The organism is Citrobacter sp. S46_ASV_140 (genome assembly GCF_018919545.1).
GTDB classification, from domain to species: Bacteria; Pseudomonadota; Gammaproteobacteria; order Enterobacterales; family Enterobacteriaceae; genus Citrobacter; species Citrobacter braakii.
Window position 1 is genome coordinate 65,424 of sequence record NZ_JAHLRC010000001.1, and the last position, 19,395, is coordinate 84,818.

Consider the following 19,395-nt stretch of genomic DNA (forward strand, 5'->3'; position numbering starts at 1 on the left):
GGCCAGTGCCGCCCAATGGGAGCGTTGATGTTTAATCGTATTCGAATTTCGACCACGCTGTTTTTGATTTTAATCCTCTGCGGTGTTTTGCAGATTGGCAGTAATGGCTTGTCCTTCTGGGCATTTCGGGACGGTTTTCAGAACCTGAATCAGGTCGAACGAAGTAATCAGCAACGCGCTGCGCTGGCCCAAACCCGCGCTGTGTTATTACAGGCCAGTACGGCCCTTAATAAGGCAGGGACGCTGACCGCCCTGAGCTATCCGCCAGAGGATATCAACACGCTGATGACCCTCGCACGTGATAGCCTGGCGCAGTCTGAATTGATGTTTAAACGCTTTATGGCGACATCGGATACGACGGCACAAGGAAAGGCGCTGTTTGGCGCAACGGAGAAAAGTTACAGCCAGTGGCACAGCGCTCTCGCGCATCAGGCCACCTGGCTTGAAAACAATCAGTTGTCAGATTTTCTGACCGCGCCGGTGCAGGCTGCTCAGGATGCTTTTGATGCAAATGTGAATGCGTGGCAGAGCAACATCGATCGCGTGTTGCAAACGGCAGGAGAGCAGAGCCAGCGAAATTACCATATGTCGGGGGTGATTTTCGCCACCATGGTGGTACTGGCGGCACTGCTCACCAGCGGTGCGCTGTACTGGTCGCGCAAGATGATTGTCCAGCCGCTGGCTATCGTGGGCAGTCATTTCGACAGCATTGCCGCGGGTAATCTGGCCCGGCCGGTAGCGGTTTATGGGCGCAATGAGATCTCAGCCATTTTTGCCAGTCTGAAGAAGATGCAGCAGGCACTGCGTGAAACGGTAAGCGAAGTACGCCAGGGCAGCTCAGCCATGCATAGCGGTATTTCAGAAATCGCGATGGGTAATAACGATTTGTCTTCGCGCACTGAACAGCAGGCGGCCGCGCTGGCGCAAACGGCAGCCAGCATGGAACAACTGACCGCCACCGTAGGACAGAATGCGGATAACGCGCGCCAGGCGTCAGGAATTGCCAAAAGTGCGGCAGATACAGCGCATAAAGGCGGCGAACAGACGTCCCGGGTCGCCAGCACCATGCATGAGATTTCCGCGAGCTCGCAGAAAATTGGCGACATCATCGGCGTGATTGACAGCATTGCCTTTCAGACCAATATCCTCGCGCTGAATGCTGCGGTTGAGGCCGCTCGCGCGGGTGAGCAGGGGCGTGGTTTTGCCGTGGTTGCGGGCGAAGTGCGCAATCTGGCAAGCCGTAGCGCACAGGCGGCGAAAGAAATTAAGGGGCTCATTGAGGAGTCTGTCACCCGAGTGCATCAGGGCTCGCAGTTAGTTGATATGGCAGCGCGTACCATGACGGAAATTGTCAGCTCGGTTACCCGGGTTAACGACATCATGGGCGAGATTGCCTCTGCGTCTGATGAACAGCGCAGGGGCATCGAGCAGGTGGCGCAGGCCGTCAGCCAGATGGACTCTGTGACGCAGCAAAACGCCGGGCTGGTGGAAGAAGCCGCATCCGCCACCGGACAACTTGCCATGCAGGCCGATAATCTTTCTGCCTGTGTCGCATTTTTTAAGCTTGAAGAGCAAACCGTAGCAAAACAAGAATTGGCGCAGCCGCAGGTTGTGCCCGTTGTATCCTGAATGTGATTGAGAAGGCGCTATGACATCATCTCTGCCCCCTGGGCAAACGTCATTATTGTTACAGATGACACAGCGCCTCGCGCTGTCTGACGCGCATTTTCGTCGGATATGTCAATTAATCTACCAGCGTGCGGGGATCGTACTGGCCGACCATAAGCGGGACATGGTTTATAACCGCCTGGTCCGCCGTCTGCGAACCCTGGGACTGGATGACTTTGGTCGCTATCTCAGCATGCTGGAAGCTAACCAGAACAGTGCTGAGTGGCAGGCTTTTATTAACTCCCTGACTACCAATCTGACCGCGTTTTTTCGCGAAGGGCATCATTTTCCAGTGCTGTCAGATCATGCTCGTCGGCGCAGCGGTGAATACCGTGTCTGGAGCGCGGCGGCGTCAACCGGAGAAGAGCCGTACAGCATTGCGATTACGCTCGCCGATACCTTAGGTATGGCTCCGGGCCGCTGGCGTGTTTTTGCCAGCGACATTGATACCGAAGTTCTGGAAAAAGCCAGAAGCGGCATCTACCGCCTTGATGAGCTAAAGACGCTGTCACCGCAGCAGCTACAGCGTTATTTCATGCGCGGCACCGGACCGCATGAAGGACTGGTACGCGTTCGGCAGGAACTGGCGGGACATGTTGAATTTTCCAGCGTGAATTTACTGGATAAGCAGTACAACGTGCCAGGCCCCTTCGATGCCATATTTTGCCGTAACGTAATGATCTATTTCGACAAAACGACGCAGCAGGACATTTTGCACCGTTTTGTTCCACTTCTTAAACCAGATGGGCTGCTGTTTGCAGGTCATTCAGAAAACTTTAGCAACCTCGTGCGCGAGTTTAGCTTGCGTGGACAGACGGTGTATGCGCATGCGCCAGGTAAGGATAAAGCATGAGTAAAATCAGGGTTTTATCGGTTGATGATTCTGCACTGATGCGTCAAATCATGACCGAAATTATTAACAGCCACAGTGATATGGAAATGGTGGCGACGGCGCCGGATCCGTTGGTTGCCCGGGATTTAATCAAAAAATTCAATCCCGACGTCCTGACGCTGGATGTGGAAATGCCGCGCATGGACGGCCTCGACTTTCTTGAGAAGCTGATGCGACTGCGTCCGATGCCAGTGGTTATGGTCTCTTCGCTGACCGGTAAAGGTTCTGAGGTCACGCTGCGGGCGCTGGAGTTGGGGGCGATTGATTTTGTCACCAAACCACAGTTGGGGATCCGTGAAGGGATGTTGGCCTACAGCGAAATGATCGCTGAGAAGATCCGCACCGCGTCGCGGGCAAAACTGGCGGCCCACAAACCCATGACGGCACAGGTGACCTTGAAAGCGGGGCCGTTACTCAGTTCTGAAAAACTGCTAGCGATTGGCGCCTCAACCGGAGGAACAGAGGCAATTCGCCATGTACTCCAGCCATTGCCGCTTTCAAGTCCCGGTATTCTTATTACCCAGCATATGCCGCCAGGATTTACCCGCTCATTCGCCGAGCGTCTGAACAAACTGTGTCAGATCACCGTGAAAGAGGCTGAGGACGGGGAGCGCGTGCTTCCAGGGCATGCGTATATCGCCCCTGGTGACAAGCATATGGAACTGGCGCGCAGCGGGGCGAACTACCAGATCAAAATTCATGATGGTCCACCGGTTAACCGGCATCGGCCTTCAGTGGATGTGCTGTTCCATTCGGTGGCAAAACATGCGGGGCGTAATGCTGTGGGAGTGATCCTGACGGGTATGGGCAACGATGGCGCCGCCGGAATGTTAGCGATGAACCAGGCGGGTGCCTGGACCATTGCGCAAAACGAAGCAAGTTGTGTGGTGTTCGGCATGCCGCGCGAGGCCATCAATATGGGTGGCGTAAGCGAAGTGGTCGATCTTAGCCAGGTAAGCCAGCAAATGCTGGCGAAAATCAGTGCCGGACAGGCAATACGTATTTGAATCAGGAGTTTATTTTTTATGGCGGATAAAGAGCTTAAGTTTTTGGTTGTGGATGACTTTTCCACCATGCGTCGCATCGTGCGTAACCTGCTCAAAGAACTGGGTTTCAACAATGTTGAAGAGGCCGAAGACGGCGTGGACGCGCTGAATAAGCTGCAGGCTGGGGGATTTGGTTTTGTCATTTCCGACTGGAATATGCCGAACATGGATGGCCTGGAACTGCTGAAAACCATTCGCGCTGATGGCGGAATGTCGGCCCTGCCGGTGCTGATGGTTACGGCGGAAGCGAAGAAAGAGAATATCATTGCGGCGGCACAGGCTGGCGCCAGTGGTTATGTCGTGAAACCGTTCACGGCGGCGACGCTAGAAGAGAAACTCAATAAAATCTTTGAGAAACTGGGCATGTGAGGGTGTGATAATGATGATGCAACCACAAATTAAACCTGCTGACGAACATTCAGCTGGGGACATCATCGCGCGCATCGGCAGTTTGACCCGAATGCTGCGCGACAGCCTGCGTGAACTGGGGCTGGATCAGGCCATTGCCGAAGCGGCAGAAGCGATTCCCGATGCCCGCGATCGTCTTGATTACGTTGTGCAGATGACCGCACAGGCGGCCGAGCGCGCGCTGAACAGCGTGGAAGCTTCGCAGCCGCACCAGGACGCGATGGAAAAAGGGGCCAAAGACCTGACCAAACGCTGGGATGAATGGTTCGAAAATCCGATCGAGCTGTCTGATGCTCGTGAACTGGTCACCGATACCCGCCAGTTCCTGGGTGATGTGCCAGGGCATACCAGCTTTACTAACGCTCAACTGCTGGACATCATGATGGCGCAGGATTTCCAGGACCTCACCGGTCAGGTCATCAAGCGCATGATGGATGTTATCCAGGAGATTGAACGTCAGCTGTTGATGGTTCTGCTGGAAAACATTCCAGAGCAGGGCGCTCGTCCAAAACGTGAAAACGAAAGCTTGCTTAACGGCCCGCAGGTTGACACCTCAAAAGCCGGCGTGGTGGCAAGTCAGGATCAGGTTGACGACCTGCTGGATAGCCTCGGGTTCTGATCCGTAGCGTTTTTATTTGCTGGCCCGGCAGGCGCTCGCCGCCGGGCATTCTAACCGATAACGGCTTGCGCGTTATCCGGCCTACAGATACCTATCGTTCTCTTTACTTAATATCCATTTTTACGGTGACGTTGCCTTCATATTTACCGGCTACCGGTTTCCTCTCGGTGGTGCTCACTGGGGCGGCGGTCATTTTAATTACGCCGTTGCCCTGTTCATCCAGGGTTATCGGGAAGTCAAACGAGCCATCGAGCTTGACGGCTGTATCGTTGTCGTCATACATCCTGACGCCGATATCGTCGCGGCCTAACATTTTGGCAATGTAGCCGTCGCTGCCGCTATTCCCGTGGTCGGCGGTTAGGGTCATTTTGATTTTGTCCTGATTATCTGTGGCGGGATTGTCACAATGGTAAGAGATATCGACCGATTTAATGCCATTAGCAGGCGGAACGCCTGGCGTGGTAAATGCGCTGGTAGTAAGAACCGGAAACTCAACCTCAATCTGACTCCCCGCGTTAATGGTGCAACTGAGCGGGGCGCGGAGAACGCCGCCGAGGCGAATCTCGGACACCTTCTCAGGTACGGTACAGCCGTTAGGATTGTTGCTGGAACCGTAGTACAGGCAAGCATAGTTTTCCACGACGGTTTGTGGCTGGAAAATCTCTTCACCAAACACCGGTTTTTTAAGATAGAAAGTGGCGGCAATGACATTCCACTGAAACTGGCGTTTTACCGTGCTGGCGCCGACAGGCCGGGTTTCATCACTGCATACGGATTGCTGTGATTCCGTGGATTTTGTGTTGGCGTCGGCATATTTCTTCATGGTCCGGTTGGGGGTGTAATCGGTAATGTCGATATTGACCATGTTATTACCATCCTGGTGATTGATGGCATCAGGATATCCTGCCAGCTTAACATCCAGCTTTTCGGTGAGGAAACCAACGCCCTCTCTTGAAGTCCCTGACGGTAATGGACTACCAGCAAAAGATATGGAATAAACAGTGGCCCCGCTGTCGATTGGCATGTTTGATGGGCAGCGACAGTTGGCGGTGATAGGCCCACCCGCAGAGACAATGTGTCCCGCATTGTGTGTCATTCCGGAAAGATTGTTGGCCGCCACGACGTCTTGTTCGATATGGGTCGTATAGATGCCCGGCGAGCTAAAGCAGCTTTGTAGTGGCGTAGCTGCGCAAGATCCTGCGGCGCTGAAGAGTATCAGACCGGCGAGCCCGCGCTTTTGGTTAAGGCTGAGCATGTTTTTTCTCCTGAAGACACTGTGCGCGCGTGTTACGTATTCCCGTTGGGTTGTTACTATCAGAATCGGTTGCCAGAGCCAGCGTTGCACGGCACTGCTGTTCTGGCCCATCGCCCCATTTCACCGTAATGGTCATGCCATCGGTGATACCTGCCAGGTAGAGCACGCCGTTTTCATCGACAATACCGGTTTGTGTTTGCCCATCGACACTAGCAAACGCGCCAAAGGGGACGGGACTGCCGCTTTCACGCCGCAAGGTGACCAGTACACGATAACCAACCCAGGTGCTGAAATGGGCGGTGACGGCTGCGTTGCGGGTGGGAACCACGGTGACGACGGTGGCATTGGTATCGACATCATCCGGCAATGTGGTGGTGTCCAGCACAATGCGATTTTCCTGATAGGCGGAAAGGGATGGAATGATCGCGTTGCCAAAGCTATCGCTCTGCACGCCACGCTGATTCTGAAAGCGCAAGCCGGAAGCCTCATCGGTATCGACGATGGCAAATTCGCTACTTAACGGCTGTGCCAGGGTGACGCCGTGAGGATGCGCCACTACGGCGCCGCTGACGCTGTAGCTGATCTGTCGGGAATCGTCAGACGCATAATAATAGCCGCCGCTTAAGTTGGCGTACTGCGAGCGGTAGGTGCTGTAAATGCTGCTGTTATCCGTGCCGTCATGGTTGGTGTGGCTCTGCTGTAGTGAATAACTCAAGCGCTGGTCGTCAAGTAATGTGCCACCCAGCCCAACATTCTGGTTGGTATCGCCGCGTTGGCTGTTGCTGATGTTATAGCTCGCCCAGCTATTCGGCAGCCAGCGGCTCAGCGGCACACTAAGGCTGAAGGAGACGATTCGATCGCTGTCGCTATCGTCATTTTTGCTGTAGGTATAGGCCAGATGGTAGCTGATGCCGTTGACGGTGGTGCTAAAGCCTGCGGATAAATTACGTTCTTTGCGTGAGGTTCCCCAGTAATCCTGTTGGTAGCCGTTAAGATACAGGCTGCTGGAGAAAATGCTTTGGCTGATGCTGGCCTGAATGCGGTTACGTTTATTGTACTGATAGCGCCAGTCATCATCGCCATTATCATCTATTCTCTGATTGGCATCAGCAAAGCTGTAATAGCCGCTGGTGGAATAACGATAACTGGCCAGTGTGATGTTGGTGTCGGTAGTTTCAATATTTTTGCTGTACAGCAAGCGGTAAGACTGCCCATCGTGCTGTTCACCGTTATCCAGCGTGGTTTTTGCCCAGGTGACATCTGCGGAAACAGATCCAATAGTGCCCAGCGCGATGCCGACGCCGCCAACGCCAGCCTGATAATCCTCCGCAGCCGTTAGCCCACCAAACAACGTGAAAATATTGTTCAGACCATAAATGGCGCTGCCCTGCACAAACATCGGCTCTTTGTCGCCGCTGTTGTTATTGGCACGATAACGGGCGGCAGTGACTTCATATTTTACCCGACCAGGGCGTAGCATGACCGCCACGCTGGAGTAGGGTTGGGTAAAGTGGCGCTCGCTGCCATCGGCTTCTTTAATCGTTACTTCCATGTCACCGCTGTTAGAGGTGGACGAGATATCGTTAATTTCAAACGCCCCTGGCGCGACGTTAGCCTGATAAATCAGGTAGCCATTTTGCCGCACGGAGACTTCAGCATTGCTGTTGGCAATACCGCGAATGGTTGGCGCGAAGCCTCGCTGGCTAAAGGGCAGCATATTCTCGTCGGAAGCGAGGTTAACGCCCTGATATTGCACGCTGTCGAACACCTCACCACGGGTGCTGTTTTCACCAGCGGTGAACTGAGACTTGAGAAATTGTACGTCATGCTGAATATAAGTTTGCAGCGACTGCCAGGACTGCTCATCGTCGTTTTTGTCCCAGGTGGCATAATTACGCAACCGCCAGCCGCCGAGATTTAGCCCACTTTGTAGGTTCAGGTATTGGTTTTTGTCAGTGCCGCCATTGCCGCTGTCATTTTGCGAGCCAGAAAATGCATAGTTGGCAAACAGAACCGGCACGCCGTTGTCCCAGCGCGAAGGATCTACCGAGCCGCGGCTGTGTTCATCCAGCGCCGCCTGCGGCATACTGATACGCAGCATCATGGCGTTAAAATCGAAGATCGCCGTGGCTGCCGTAATGTACTCCCCCAGTGCTTTGGGCAGTGGTTTATCAGTGGGCAGTGCGGCCAGTTCGCTAAAGGCCTCCACGCGTACGCCCCAGTCGCGCAGCATCGCGGGGGTAATCTGCGGCTGTAATTCGCCGCTGGCGTCGTTGAGGTAGTTGATATCCTGCTGTTTTGAACGCTGCTTGTTAATCACAATCGTTGATGAGTAAGTCCCGGGGAGCTGCGCTTTATTGTTGGAAAACAATGATAGATCAACATCCTCGTGCAGCGCCGCATCGCCTTCCAGCCCGGTGGGTGGAAAGTAGTATTCGCGGGCGTACGGCTGAGTTGAGAACAAAAGCAGAACCGCACCTAGCGCTTGTAATAGCGGGTTGAGCCGCCAGTGTGGCTGGGGCTGTGTCAACGTTTTTACCATTCGAATTATCCCTTTGACAGCGAGGTAGTAAAGGGAGGGGTCGCGTTGCCGTAATCGCTAATACAGCGCCAGGTGACCGATTGCCCGTTGGCATTGGCCGGTAGCGGGATCTCCGCGCTGCTTTTTGGTGTCACCATGTCGGCTTTTTTAAGCAGTGTGCCACCCAGCTTCACAGAGTCGAAGATGCTGTGGAAAGCTCCCTCGTTGACCACGCGCAGGACGTTGCCGTTACGGCTAAAACGCAGGTTTTTGCAGTTTTCGCCCGGCGAACCTGCCAGACCTTTGGGGCGAAAGAACAGTTTGAGTCGGGTTTTATAAATCAGCCGGAGGACGTTTTTGTCGATACTGCCATCTTCTTTGGCGACGGCGGGTATCGTACGGACGTTAATGTAAAATAGTGACTCTTTGTCCTGGGCGACGGCTGCGCCTGACCAGGCGATACGCAGGTTTTGCTCTTTTTGCGGGTCAAGGCGAAACAGCGGCGGGGTAATAATAAAGGGGCCACGGGTTTTCCCGTCGCCGGTGTCGGTCCATGACTGAACCAGCCACGGTAATTCGTTATCCTCGTTAGCGAGCGATAATGCGACCTCTTTTTTATTGGCATCGTAAACGACACGGGTGCGACCAATACGAATACCTGCTGCATCGCAGGGAGCCACGGTGCTAATGATAAGAGGCAGCAGCAAAAAAGCAGATGAAATTATTTTACGCATCGCAAATCCCTGCGAAATAGCGAAAGAACCCGTTAAACAGAGCCAATGGCGACTGGCTCTGTTTAATATTAAACAACGGTCTGTATTGCGGTGTGATTAACGATAGACAATATTCACGGTCATATCAGCGTCTGCCGCACCCGCGGTAGTGACCGCTGCGAAGGATTTATAGCGGGCATTAAACTCAGCAATAATGGCATCACCCGCTGTATCGGGCAGGTCGATATAGACCTGGCCTTCGGTGGCGTCCATCGTTAACAATGTCGTATCTGCACCCGCAGGTGAAACGGCAATACCCACACCGGTGGCAACTGGGTTACTGCCGCCAGGGTTTTCAGCCGCGGCGGTAATCGCGCTGACATCCAGTAAGCTGGAGCTGCCTGTTAACGCGTGGGTGCCTTGAAAGGTGAGTTGCACTTGTGGCAGACCTGTGGTGGCAACCGGGCAGTTTTTCAGCACAATAGTAAACGGTTTCAACGGCGACTCGGTACCTACGTTGCCTTCGTTAAACAACGACGTTGGATAAGTCCCTAAAGGAACGGTGCTATCGGTATCTGTATCGCCCTCAATGACACAACTTGGCTCTATCAGTTCACCGGTGAAATGAATCTTTCCGGCATTGGCTTCATCAGCGAATGCACTACTGGTGGTCGCCATCGTGAGAATGACTGCGGATATTAATTTATAACGTAACTTCATGTTAACAAACTCCATCTGTTAATAATATTATTAATCCATTCACTGTAATTCTACTTAAGAGATTGATAATCTTTTAGTGAATAGCGTAACCGGTGTATCAATCCCTGCTATTAGATATAAGCCTTGCTGATTTTTGCGGATTATAATTTGATTTCTTTTTTTATCAATAGCGCATAAGATCTATTTTTAATTGTTTGGTGATATTTATGTGTTAATGTTTATTAATTTGTTTTTAATATGGTGTGGGGTGTGCGTTTATTATAAAATAATAAATGTAAATCCTATGGTGCGTAAACAGTTCGCGTAGAATGATTCACCTATATATATTCCCTTCACTAATAGCCTACGAGAACCGGTTGAATGCCTGGATGAAGTGGGTTCATCTGCACGGCGTATATCCTCTTTTTTATGCCATAACTTGGCGGTTATTTGCCGAAATGATGCTGAGGTCACAGCAGGTTACGCCTGAGTGACAGTGCGATATATAGACTTGTCATAATAATTGCAGTTAAATGGTTATCGGTGCAAGGCAATATATTACGTCAGTAGGTTATTTATCGATATCCCGAGTGTTTTTACTCGAATAGCGGCGGGGGAGATATGCGAATTTTACGTGAGAATGATTTTTTTCATTCAGAGCAACATGCGTTTTGTCTTTTTTCGATGAATAACCAATTAATGGAAGGTGTGCACGGGCATGATTTTGATGAATTGGTGATTGTCCGTAGCGGTAGCGGGTTTCATATTATTAATGACTTGGTTCGTTTTATCTGTCAGGGTGACTTTTTTTTAGTGACCGCTAACGATACCCATAGTTATGTTTCAACTAATAATCTGTCGGTTATTAATATATTGATTCGTCGCCCGCGCAGTTTTCATTTTTTACAGCACATTGATAATTTGCTCGATTGTATAAAAGAAAAACTTCTACAGCCTACCGCGCTGGCGTTAACTCAGGGAGCGCTGGCGCGTATTGAGGTATTGAGCCAGGAGATAATCTCACGTAACGAGAGTAACTATGACGTGCTCTATTTTTCATTGTGTGAAGTCGCTTTGCTGAACATCATCAACACGCTTTGCCAGTGCGACCGCCAAACTGAGGCGCTTAGCCCTGATGAGCGAGGGCGAGCCAACCTGATCCGTATGCTCAAGACCAGTAGCTTGCGTCATTTGGACTGGAATGTGTTGAGTGATGATAACGGTGTCGCCAGGCGCACGATGTATCGCTTAATTAAGCGAGTGACCGGTTATACTCCGGTTAAATTCCAGATGTTGTATCGTGTATTAAAAGCTCAAGAATTACTGCGCACTACGGATAAAACCATCAGTGAAATTGCGGCACGTTGTGGTTTTATGAATGCGATCAGGTTGACTGAATCGTACCGACGGTATTTTCATTATCCTCCAAGCCATGAACGTGAACTTCATTCACGAGTTTTAATAGCGATTTAATTGTTAGGTTAATAACAATAAAAAATTATTACTACCATCCATCGTGACGGGGGTAGGCCATACGCTTATTTCTCGCCATACTGTCTGTAAATTTAAGGGAATCGTTATGTCAAAAAATAAAACACCTAACCCCTGGTATATTGGGGTGGTGTCTGGAATGGCATCATATATTGATTCGGCGGCTATTGTTTCCAGTGGTACAGCCTTAGTCATTTATCAAAAAACAATGGGTATTACTGCACTACAAATTGGCATTTTATCTGGATTATTAACGCTGAGTATTGCCGCTGGGGCTTTTGGTGGCGGTCGTCTTGGAGACCGTATTGGTCGTCGTAATGTTTTTATTATTACGATGGCGATGATTTTTATCGGCACGCTGGCGCTGGCCTTTGGTTTGAACTTCCCGTTCCTGGTGCTGGGCACACTCTTGGTGGGGCTGGCGACAGGGGCTGATTTACCCGTCTCTCTGGCGACTATCTCCGAAGCGGCGAACGATGAAAACCGCGGCAAGATTATCGGCTTGTCCAATTTACTCTGGCTGGTGGGAATTGGCGCCACGATGGGGATCTCCGCTATCGTCGGCGACTGGGGGGTGATTGGCGCGCAAATCATGTATATGCACGTTGGGCTGGTGGCGGTTGTGCTGATGATCCTGCGTTGGTCTATCCCTGAGTCGCCGCTGTGGTTGGCGGCAAAGGATGAACTGCGTCGTGGCATCGCCACCGTGCGGGCGCAGAAAACCGGCTGGCGCGATCTGCTCGAAGGCAAATACCTGTGGCCGTTTATCTCGCTGTGTATCTTTTATACCTTCACCAATCTGGCGGCCAATACCGGCGGGCAGTTTGGGGCTTATGTGGCGGTAAATGTGGTGGGCATTTCGGTCAGCACGCACTCGCTGTGGGGGCTGTTGATTCTGCCAGTGAGCGTGGCGTCTGGGTTGATGTTTATGCGCGTCGTTGATACCTCAAAACGGGTTCCATTCTTTATTTTTGGCGCGGTGATGATGTCCGGTGGTTATTTTGTGCCGGTACTGTTTAATTTCTCGCCACTCTCCTGGTTCTGCTGCCTGCTGTTTACCAATATCGGCACAGGATTTGCCTTCGAAGGCATCATGAAAGTGTGGGCGCAAGAGTCATTCCCCACCATGCTACGCGCCACCGCGCAAGGGGTGATTGTCGGTGTCGCCCGTCTGACCTGCGGCTTGTTGGCGTTCGTCACTCCTGTGCTGTTGAGCGCGGGGCCGGTGGTTCTTTATTGCCTGCTGACGGCGATTGTGGCGATAGGCATGGTTATCGGCTGGCTGTGCTTCCACGGCAAGCAACGTAATGAATTTAATGCAGAAACAGAAATGGTGGCGACGTCTGATAACGGACAGGCGTCGCACGATACTTTGCGGGCCAAAGCCTGAATATGAGCCACTGAGGGAAAAATTATGTTGGCAGTAGAAAAGATTACGCTCAACTATGAAACCACGCTGACGGGCTGCGAAACGCTACCGGTTTTCGGCTGGATAATCACCAGTACCTTGCGCGATGTACAGCAGCGTAGCTGGCGTTTGCAGCTGTCGGCGCAAGAAGATTTTGCCCAATGCCTGTTTGACAGCGGCGAAATGCACGATGACCGCTCCAGTAATATCGAATTGCCCGACGTCGCCTGCCAGCACTCGACGCGCTATTTTGTGCGGGTGCATATTACCGACAACCACGGTGAAGAGAGCGGCTGGAGCCCGGCGGCAACGTTTATTACCGGCCTGCCAGCGCAAGCGTGGCAAGGGGTGTTTATCTCGGCTGAAACGCCGCAGGATAAAGACAACTCAAAAGGCACGTTGTTGCGCCATGCGTTCAGTTTGTCCGATAGTGATGACATTGTTTCGGCGGTGGTACACTCCAGCGCGCTGGGGCTGTACCAACTGTGGATCAACGGCGAAAAAGTCGGGCGTGATGAGTTATCGCCCGGCTGGACGAGCTACCACCACCATCTGTTGTATCAAACCTGGGATGTGACCGAGCACCTGCGAGAAGGCGAAAACGTGATTGGCGCGATGGTGGGGGCGGGTTGGTATAAAGGGGATATGAGCTTCAACCGCTATCGCAACTATTACGGCCAGCAGACGGGGTTTATTTGCCATATGGTGGTGACGCTCCGCGATGGTAGCCAGCGGATAATCGCCACGGATGCACACTGGCAGGGCAGCGATGACGCCATTTTGTTTGCTGAAATTTATGATGGCGAAGTGTATGACGCACGTCGGGAGCAGCGCGGCTGGAGCGAGCCTGCGTTTAGCGCCGGGCATTGGCGTGCGGTGACGACGCTTGCGGCAGAGACGTCGGTGCTGCAACCGCAAACGGCCTGCCCGGTACAAGAAATAGAACGGCTTGCGCCGTGCTCAATCATCACGACGCCAAAAGGCGAGACGGTGCTTGATTTTGGCCAGAACCTCAGCGGCTGGGTGGAGTTTCGGGTGCGCGGTGCGGCAGGTGAGCGCGTGGCGCTGCGCCATTTTGAAGTGCTGGATGCCGAAGGCAATGTTTATCTGGCGAACCTGCGCACCGCCAAACAGTGCATTGATTACACCTTACGCGGCGATGGCGAAGAATGTTATCACCCGCATTTTACCTTTCAGGGTTTCCGTTATGTGCTGATTGAACGTTGGCCTGGCACGCCGACGCGGGATGATTTTGTCGCGGTCGTGCTGCATTCCGCGATGACGCCGACGGGTCACATTGAAACCTCAAACGCGGATCTCAACCAACTGCATCACAACATCATGTGGGGGCTTAAGGGCAATTTCGTCGATATCCCAACCGACTGCCCGCAGCGCGATGAACGTCTGGGATGGACGGGCGATGCGCAAATTTTCTGCCGCACCGCCAGTTATCTGATGCAGACGCGCACTTTTTTTGCCAAATGGCTGACCGATCTTCAGCATGACCAAACGCCGGAGGGCGGTGTGCCGCACGTCATCCCCGATATCCTCACCGGCAAATGCGACAACGACCGCTTTTTATCCCACGGGCGCACCCATTCCGCCGCCGCCTGGGCCGATGCGGCGGTGATTAACCCGTGGACGCTGTACCTGATGTACGGCGATAAACAGACGCTGGCCCGCCAGTACGACAGCATGAAAGCCTGGGTGGAGTTTATGCATGACAACGCTGTTGAGAACCAGTGGTCGTGGAAACTGCAGTTTGGCGATTGGGTTGCGCTGGATGCCAAAGAGGGCAGCTATTTTGGCGCAACGCCGAATGAACTGACCTGCATGGCCTACTATGCGTTGTCCACGCTGCTGCTGGCGAAATCAGCCAAAGCACTGGGAAATGACGTTGATCACACCCATTATCAGGCGCTGCATACCGCGATTGTCGAAAGCTTCCGCAATGAGTTTTTTACCGCCACCGGGCGGCTGGCGGCGCGCACGCAAACGGCGCATATTCTGGCGCTTTACTTCCAGTTAGTGCCGGACGCGCACCGCGAGCGCACCGTGCAAACGCTGCTGGAACTGCTGGCGGAAAATGACGGTCATCTGGTGACGGGGTTTGTCGGCACCCCCTATTTCTGTCACGCATTGAGCGAAAACGGGCAGGCCGACGCGGCGTGGCAATTACTGATGAAAGAGGACTTCCCAAGCTGGCTGTATCAGGTAAAGGCCGGGGCGACGACGATTTGGGAACACTGGGATGGCGTGAAACCGGATGGCACAATGTGGAGCCCGGACATGAACTCCTTCAACCATTATGCCTATGGGGCGATCGGTGAATGGCTGTATCGCGTGGCGGCGGGAATAAATACCGAAGAACACGCGCCGGGCTTTAAATCTTCGGTACTGCGGCCTATTCCGGGCGGTGGCCTGACATGGCTGAAAGCGCGATACGGCTCGGTATATGGTGATATTGCCGTCCACTGGACGCAGGAACCGGCGCGCGATGGCTTACAGTCCATCACCCTTGAGGTAGATATTCCGCCGAATACTCACTCAATGGTGATCCTCGATGGCGCACAAACGCTGCTCGATACCGATGGCCTCGACTTCGCGCCAGTAGACGGCGGCTATGGCGCGCAGGTGGGATCGGGCCATTATCGCGTTATCTGGCAGCGCTAACCGCGTGATTGTCACGGCAGCGTTCGCGCTGTCGTGGCAAACGAACGCTCGAATTCCTCTGTTTTCGTTTCGCTATTCGACGCATTGGCAATGGTTGCGGTCGCGATAATACTCGTGACCGTGACGACGAGAGTAATGCCGTGGCAGAAGAAAGCGACGACGACAAAACAGAAGCCCCCACACCCCACCGACTTGAAAAAGCACGGGAAGAAGGGCAGGTCCCCCGATCCAAAGAACTGACCTCACTGCTTATTTTGCTGGTGGGCGTGTGCATTATCTGGATTGGCGGGGAGTCGCTTGCCCGCAGACTGGCCGGTATGCTGTCGGCCGGATTACGTTTTGACCACAGTATGGTCAATGACCCTAACCTGATCCTCAGCCAAATCATCCTGCTGATTAAAGACGCGATGATTGCGCTGTTACCGTTGATTACCGGCGTCGTTCTGGTGGCATTAATCTCCCCGGTGATGCTTGGCGGCTTGATTTTCAGCGGTAAATCTCTGCAGCCCAAGTTCTCTAAGCTGAATCCGTTGCCGGGCATTAAACGCATGTTTTCAGCGCAAACCGGAGCGGAACTGCTCAAAGCGATACTGAAATCCACGCTGGTGGGGAGCGTGGCCGGATTTTATCTCTGGCATAACTGGCCGGCGATGATGCGTTTGATGGCGGAATCGCCGATTACGGCGATGGGCAACGCCCTGGATTTAGTTGGCATGTGCGCGCTGTTGGTGGTGCTTGGCGTTATTCCGATGGTGGGGTTCGACGTTTTTTTCCAGATTTACAGCCATCTGAAAAAGCTGCGCATGTCGCGTCAGGATATCCGTGACGAATTTAAGCAAAGCGAAGGCGACCCGCACGTTAAGGGCAAAATACGCCAAATGCAGCGCGCGGCCGCGCAGCGTCGCATGATGGCGGATGTGCCGAAAGCGGACGTGATTGTTACCAACCCCACGCACTATTCGGTGGCGTTGAAGTATGACGAGAACAAAATGAGCGCGCCGAAAGTTGTTGCCAAAGGCGCGGGGCTGGTGGCGCTGCGCATTCGGGAGATTGGCGCTGAACATCGAGTCCCTACGTTAGAAGCGCCACCGCTGGCGCGTGCGCTATACCGTCATGCTGAGATTGGTCAACAAATACCGGGTCAATTATATGCCGCCGTTGCCGAAGTGCTGGCATGGGTATGGCAGCTAAAACGCTGGCGTCTCGCCGGCGGCAAGCGTCCACCACAACCTGAAAACCTTCCGGTGCCTGAAGCACTGGATTTCATGAACGAGAAGAATACTGATGGCTAATCTGGTCGCGATGTTGCGTTTGCCCAGCAACCTGAAATCCACGCAACTGCAAATCCTTGCCGGACCGATCCTTATCCTGCTGATCCTGTCGATGATGGTGTTGCCGTTGCCGGCTTTCGTCCTCGATTTGCTGTTCACGTTTAACATTGCGCTGTCGATCATGGTGCTGCTGGTGGCGATGTTCACCCAGCGTACGCTGGAGTTTGCCGCATTCCCGACGATTTTGCTGTTTACCACATTATTACGCCTCGCCCTGAACGTTGCGTCGACGCGTATCATTTTAATGGAAGGGCATACCGGCGCGGCGGCGGCGGGAAAGGTGGTTGAAGCTTTTGGTCACTTCCTGGTGGGCGGTAACTTTGCGATCGGTATCGTGGTCTTCGTTATTCTCGTCATTATCAACTTTATGGTTATCACCAAAGGTGCCGGGCGTATCGCCGAGGTTGGCGCGCGCTTCGTGCTGGATGGTATGCCCGGCAAGCAGATGGCGATTGATGCGGATTTGAATGCGGGTCTGATTGGCGAAGATGAAGCCAAAAAACGACGCTCGGAGGTGACGCAGGAAGCGGATTTCTACGGCTCTATGGACGGTGCGAGTAAATTCGTACGTGGAGATGCCATCGCCGGTATTTTGATCATGGTGATCAACGTGGTCGGCGGTCTGTTAGTCGGGGTGTTGCAGCATGGTATGAGCATGGGTAGCGCAGCGGAAAGTTATACCCTGCTGACCATCGGTGACGGGCTGGTGGCGCAAATTCCTGCGCTGGTAATCTCCACCGCGGCGGGGGTTATCGTGACCCGCGTGAGTACCGACCAGGACGTAGGCGAACAGATGGTGACCCAACTGTTCAGTAATCCTAGTGTCATGCTGCTTAGTGCGGCGGTGCTTGGTCTTTTGGGTCTGGTTCCGGGCATGCCGAACCTGGTGTTTTTGATGTTTACCGCCGCGTTACTGGGTCTGGCCTGGTGGATGCGTGGTCGTGAGCAAAAAGCCCCGGATGAGCCGCAGCCGGTGAAAATGCCGGAAAACAACTCCGTGGTGGAAGCAACATGGAATGATGTACAGCTGGAGGATTCCCTGGGGATGGAGGTAGGCTACCGCCTGATCCCAATGGTGGACTTTCAGCAAGATGGCGAGTTGCTGGGGCGAATTCGCAGTATTCGTAAGAAATTTGCCCAGGATATGGGCTTTCTGCCGCCGGTGGTACATATCCGCGACAATATGGATCTGCAGCCAGCCCGCTATCGTATTTTGATGAAAGGGGTGGAAATTGGCAGCGGTGACGCCTATCCGGGACGCTGGCTGGCCATTAACCCTGGTACTGCCGCCGGGTCACTGCCGGGCGAGAAAACGGTCGATCCGGCTTTCGGTCTGGACGCTATCTGGATTGAAAGCGCATTGAAGGAACAGGCGCAGATTCAGGGCTTTACGGTTGTTGAAGCCAGTACCGTTGTCGCAACGCACCTTAATCATCTGATTGGGCAGTTCGCTGCTGAGCTGTTTGGCCGTCAGGAGGCGCAACAGCTACTGGACCGCGTTTCGCAGGAGATGCCAAAACTGACAGAAGACCTGGTTCCGGGCGTCGTGACGCTCACTACGCTGCATAAAGTGCTGCAGAACTTACTGGATGAGAAAGTACCGATTCGCGATATGCGCACCATTCTCGAAACGCTGGCTGAACATGCACCGCTGCAAAACGATCCGCATGAGCTTACCGCGGTGGTACGTGTTGCGTTGGGACGCGCCATCACTCAGCAGTGGTTCCCGGGTAATGAAGAGGTTCAGGTTATCGGCCTTGATACCCCGCTCGAACGTTTGCTTCTGCAGGCGCTGCAGGGCGGCGGCGGTCTGGAGCCGGGTCTTGCAGACCGACTGCTGGCCCAGACTCAGGAAGCGCTGTCCCGTCAGGAAATGTTGGGTGCGCCGCCGGTCTTGCTGGTCAACCACGCGTTGCGTCCGTTACTGGCACGCTTTTTACGTCGCAGCATTCCGCAACTGGTGGTGTTATCGAACATGGAGCTGTCTGACAACCGCCATATCCGTATGACGGCGACTATTGGAGGTAAGTAATGCGTAAATTACTGTGGTTGTTGTTTTTTCCTCTGGTAGCGCAGGCTGCCGGAGAAGGCGCCTGGCAGGCCAGCGGTATGGGGATTACTTTAAATCACCGCGGCCAGTCAGCCTCGTCTGCACCTCTGACGCCCAGCCAGCCGGTCTCGGGGTTGATGACGCTGGTGGCCTGGCGCTATGAGCTCAATGGCCCAACGCCTGCGGGTTTACGGGTACGTTTATGTTCTCAGTCCCGCTGTGTTGAGCTGGACGGGCAAAGCGGGACCACCAACGGATTCAATAATGTTCCCGCCATCGAACCGATGCATTTTGTCTGGGAAGTACCCGGTGGCGGTCGCCTGATCCCCGCCTTACAGGTTCTGAGCAATCAGGTGATTGTGAACTATCGTTAACGCCTCCCTTCATTCCGGCCAGCAGCAGAAACTGCTGGCTGCTTCGCAATTCTAGTCCGCCTCTTTGATTAAATAGAAACGCTGTTTTATAAAATAGGTGACATACGTTGCCGGACTCTTTGTGCTGTTGCCATTTCACGAATACCCCTGGCAAAAATAGAAAGGTTTCACTTGCTGTTAGCTTTTACTGTGGCCGTGTAAGGAGGCCCAATGTCAAAGCGAGGATTGCGGGGCCTCCCAATAATGT

General features: G+C 53.3%; 15 protein-coding genes. 11 read left to right on the forward strand and 4 right to left on the reverse strand.

All coding sequences use genetic code 11. The annotated features are described in order from the left end of the window. The first annotated feature begins 27 nt into the window (after window positions 1-27). The 5 genes from tap to cheZ are packed head-to-tail and all read left to right on the forward strand — an operon-like array spanning window position 28 to window position 4,633. Entirely contained in the window at window positions 28-1,629 is a 1,602-nt protein-coding gene (gene tap, locus KQJ19_RS00400) for a methyl-accepting chemotaxis protein IV (RefSeq protein WP_181221643.1), read from the forward strand. A gap of 19 nt (window positions 1,630-1,648) precedes the next feature. Further along, on the forward strand, window positions 1,649-2,521 hold the full coding sequence (gene cheR / locus KQJ19_RS00405) for a protein-glutamate O-methyltransferase CheR (RefSeq protein ID WP_016153436.1): 873 nt from the start codon (window positions 1,649-1,651) through the stop codon (window positions 2,519-2,521). After that, the gene (locus KQJ19_RS00410) at window positions 2,518-3,567 is read left to right on the forward strand and encodes a chemotaxis response regulator protein-glutamate methylesterase (protein WP_016153435.1); all 1,050 of its coding nucleotides are present in this window, start codon (window positions 2,518-2,520) and stop codon (window positions 3,565-3,567) included. Before cheR ends, KQJ19_RS00410 begins: the two co-directional genes overlap by 4 nt. Window positions 3,568-3,585: 18 nt before the next feature. After that, complete coding sequence (gene cheY, locus KQJ19_RS00415; RefSeq protein ID WP_016153434.1) at window positions 3,586-3,975, forward strand: chemotaxis response regulator CheY; 390 nt, start codon at window positions 3,586-3,588, stop codon at window positions 3,973-3,975. 13 nt (window positions 3,976-3,988) lie between these two features. Further along, the gene (cheZ, locus tag KQJ19_RS00420; protein WP_029139578.1) at window positions 3,989-4,633 is read left to right on the forward strand and encodes a protein phosphatase CheZ; all 645 of its coding nucleotides are present in this window, start codon (window positions 3,989-3,991) and stop codon (window positions 4,631-4,633) included. A gap of 103 nt (window positions 4,634-4,736) precedes the next feature. Here cheZ and KQJ19_RS00425 read toward each other — a convergent pair whose 3' ends face one another. The 4 genes from KQJ19_RS00425 to KQJ19_RS00440 all read right to left on the reverse strand — a co-directional run bounded on the left by KQJ19_RS00425 (window position 4,737) and on the right by KQJ19_RS00440 (window position 9,842). Next, window positions 4,737-5,888, reverse strand: coding sequence for a fimbrial protein (locus KQJ19_RS00425; protein ID WP_047502118.1), 1,152 nt, complete (start codon window positions 5,886-5,888; stop codon window positions 4,737-4,739). Then, on the reverse strand, window positions 5,875-8,430 hold the full coding sequence (locus KQJ19_RS00430) for a fimbria/pilus outer membrane usher protein (RefSeq protein ID WP_216403213.1): 2,556 nt from the start codon (window positions 8,428-8,430) through the stop codon (window positions 5,875-5,877). The genes KQJ19_RS00425 and KQJ19_RS00430 overlap by 14 nt, the downstream gene beginning before the upstream one ends. 5 nt (window positions 8,431-8,435) lie before the next feature. Further along, window positions 8,436-9,143, reverse strand: a complete 708-nt coding sequence (locus KQJ19_RS00435) for a molecular chaperone (protein WP_047502122.1) — start codon at window positions 9,141-9,143, stop codon at window positions 8,436-8,438. 96 nt (window positions 9,144-9,239) lie between these two features. Then, window positions 9,240-9,842, reverse strand: coding sequence for a fimbrial protein (locus tag KQJ19_RS00440; protein WP_103766425.1), 603 nt, complete (start codon window positions 9,840-9,842; stop codon window positions 9,240-9,242). A 600-nt stretch (window positions 9,843-10,442) separates the two neighbouring features. Between KQJ19_RS00440 and KQJ19_RS00445 the strand changes: the two genes are divergently transcribed. The 6 genes from KQJ19_RS00445 to flhe all read left to right on the forward strand — a co-directional run bounded on the left by KQJ19_RS00445 (window position 10,443) and on the right by flhe (window position 19,148). Then, window positions 10,443-11,294 carry a helix-turn-helix domain-containing protein gene (locus tag KQJ19_RS00445; RefSeq protein ID WP_016153432.1) on the forward strand — a complete coding sequence of 284 codons (852 nt, stop codon included), beginning with the start codon at window positions 10,443-10,445 and terminating at the stop codon, window positions 11,292-11,294. Between the two features lie 106 nt (window positions 11,295-11,400). Next, a complete protein-coding gene (locus KQJ19_RS00450; RefSeq protein ID WP_141875333.1) occupies window positions 11,401-12,702 on the forward strand; it encodes an MFS transporter in 1,302 nt (433 codons plus the stop codon). 24 nt (window positions 12,703-12,726) lie between these two features. After that, window positions 12,727-15,393: an alpha-L-rhamnosidase gene (locus tag KQJ19_RS00455; RefSeq protein WP_216403215.1), complete on the forward strand. Its 2,667-nt coding sequence runs from the start codon at window positions 12,727-12,729 to the stop codon at window positions 15,391-15,393. A gap of 140 nt (window positions 15,394-15,533) precedes the next feature. Continuing rightward, window positions 15,534-16,685 (forward strand): flagellar biosynthesis protein FlhB, encoded by a 1,152-nt coding sequence (gene flhB / locus KQJ19_RS00460; RefSeq protein WP_016153429.1) that lies wholly within the window; start codon window positions 15,534-15,536, stop codon window positions 16,683-16,685. Beyond that, entirely contained in the window at window positions 16,678-18,756 is a 2,079-nt protein-coding gene (gene flhA, locus KQJ19_RS00465; protein ID WP_016153428.1) for a flagellar biosynthesis protein FlhA, read from the forward strand. Before flhB ends, flhA begins: the two co-directional genes overlap by 8 nt. Further along, window positions 18,756-19,148, forward strand: a complete 393-nt coding sequence (flhe, locus tag KQJ19_RS00470) for a flagellar protein FlhE (RefSeq protein ID WP_216403216.1) — start codon at window positions 18,756-18,758, stop codon at window positions 19,146-19,148. Before flhA ends, flhe begins: the two co-directional genes overlap by 1 nt. Window positions 19,149-19,395: the final 247 nt, after the last annotated feature.